The organism is Limnohabitans sp. (assembly GCF_044361645.1).
GTDB lineage: Bacteria > Pseudomonadota > Gammaproteobacteria > Burkholderiales > Burkholderiaceae_C > Limnohabitans_A.
The window spans coordinates 1-2,519 of the sequence record NZ_JBIKIL010000220.1 but is presented as its reverse complement, the minus strand read 5'-3'; the positions used below and the strand labels follow the sequence as shown (position 1 = coordinate 2,519).

Below are 2,519 nucleotides of genomic sequence, written 5' to 3'. Positions count from 1 at the left end.
GGCATTGCCAGAACCCTTGGCCGCCCCGAGATAAATATCGCCGACCTTGCTGTCCACTGCGACAAAGAGGGTGCCGCTGTAACGGGTACGGATCTGATCCCCCGGATTCCACGCATCGCCGGCCTCCAGTACCGTGCCAACATAGGTTCTCTGATTGAACACGCCGCCGTCGGACAATCGGTACATGTAGGTGCCTTGCACATGGGCCAGATCGCTGCCTGCCAACTGACCCATGCGATAAGCCCCCATGAGCTGAAAGCCTCCCAGCAACAACTGACTGGGAGATTGGCACTTATCACACTGCCGCGTGACTTGGTCTCGCGCCAGGTTCAATCCGGCATTGAAAATGTGGGGCCCTGATGATCGGGCCAGCTTGACACTCAAACGCCCGCCCCTGTAGGCCGTGCCTGACAAACCCTGCTCCAGGCTGGCGTTGACGAAAAAGCCACGGGTCGGAAAACTGAGCGAGTCGAGTTGGTCAATTTGCAGCTGGGTTTTGATGCCGTTGTATTTGAAGCGGTTAAATTGCTCAGCGGACGTCTCCAAAAAATCCAAGCGTGTGTCAAACGTCCTGATGATGGTGCTGGAAGTCAAACCTAATTTGATGTTGGCCTTGCGCTCATAGTCGTAAACCAGCTGGGCATCCAGTGTTTGCAATGTCTGGTTGAAGTAAGCCAACTTTTGAGCGCTGACATCATCGCGATCAACTGCTGTCCGATAAAGCGGCAAATGGTTCCTGTCCCAGGAAACACCCGTTTCCAGGCTCCATCGCGGGCTTAAGGGTTGGTAAAGCCGTGCAGCCAACTCGGACTGCGTGCCCAGTCGGGCATCGAATGAAAACTCCAAGCCCGATTCAGTCAACCAGGGACGGCGATAGCCCAGTCCAACAGAAAATTGCGTGACGCCCGCCAACTCGGTGGAAAAACCCAGCGTTGTTTTCATGAAGTGGGGGCTGTAAGGTTTTTCCCGCACTTGCACCACCAGGGTGTACTGATCCCCTTGCTGCTGCACCAGGCTGTAGCTGACCAAATCAAAATAACCGCTGGTGTAAAGCTGGTCAATGTAGCGCTCGGTTTCCAACGAAGAAAACTCCGACTCGAGCAAGGGCGACATGACCGACTGGATGTATTGCTGCGACACATCCTTGTTGCCCTTGGCTTGAATGGCCACAATGCGTTTTTCCCGCTGGTCAAATGACAACTGCCTGGATGCAGGCTGCGCCACAGTACGGTCCCAGCCAGCTTGCAAGCGTTCCAACTGGTCATTGACCGCAGACACTGCGACCTGACCTCGGCGCACAATTTCGGCCGCACGGTTGAAATCCGCAAAGCCAACGTCCTGCAGCTGCGGTGCCACCAAAATATCTTGCGGCCGGAGCAAGGCCATGTTTCTCTTTTCGTTTTGCCGAATCAAAATATCGACCATCCGATTGGCCACCACCAGCGCATGGCTGGCCTGCTCTGCTTTGCCATCATCGGCACCACCCGCCAGATAAGAGGCGATGATCACATCGGCCCCCTCCTGCAATGCCACTTCGACGGGCAAATTGGCCACCAAGCCACCATCCACGTAGGTCTCGCCATCCACTTCCACCGGCGCAAACACCGCAGGTGCCGCCATGCTGGCTCGGATGGCCAAGTGCAAGGCACCTTGGTCAAACACCTTCATCTCGCCATCCCGATAGCGGGTGGCCACCGCACGGAAAGGAATTTTCAGATCGTTGAAATTGACCTGCGGCGGGACATGAGAAGTCAAATCCTGCAAAAGTGCCAAAAACCGCTGCCCGTCGCTCACGCCACGGGCAAAGCTGGCCCCCCCATTCTTGACACCAAACTCAAAGTCCACCGGGTATTTTTGCTGGTAGGCGCGGGTCCGTGATGGCAACTCCAGCCGGTTGAGTTGGTCAAGCGCCACTTTGGAGGGGTCCAGCCCCCCCACCACGCGCTCAATTTCGTCCGTGGACAAACCACTGGCGTACAGCCCACCGATCACGGCCCCCATGCTGGTGCCCACAATGCGCGCTATAGGAATGCGGTCTTGCTCCAGCCTTCGCAGGACGGCCAGATGGGCGAATCCCTTGGCACCACCACCGGCCAGCACCACCACCACCGATGGCGACTTCACAGGTTCGGCCGTCAGCGGCTGGGCCCAAACACCACAACTCAACAACCAGGTGCTGAAGAACAACAACAGCCGCTTGGTTTTCGCTTTGTTGCACAACATGGCAGTGACTTTCAAAATAAAAATTTAATGATTTGTTATTTTATAAATGACTTCCAAAGGAATACTTTTTTGCATAGATGCAAGCTAGGCAATTACCTTTTTTCAATGCCTCGCTGGCGCATCAGTGCGGTGCTCTTGCCAAGCGCCTTGGCCAAATGTTTCACGCTCAGTGCGAGAACTCACCTACAGCACTGACGCGCGATCGGTCACAAACTTAGCGCTATAATCTCAGGCTTTGCTGGCAAACCCCCGTCTGCCAAATACTAGTTCGTGACGGGGATCCGCCGTAACTGGCT

General features: G+C 55.5%; 1 protein-coding gene. It reads right to left on the bottom strand.

Going from position 1 to position 2,519, the window contains the following annotated elements:
- A partial coding sequence (locus ACIQ39_RS19280; protein ID WP_396436193.1) for a patatin-like phospholipase family protein occupies positions 1-2,223 on the bottom strand: 2,223 nt, incomplete at its 3' end.
- Positions 2,224-2,519: the final 296 nt, after the last annotated feature.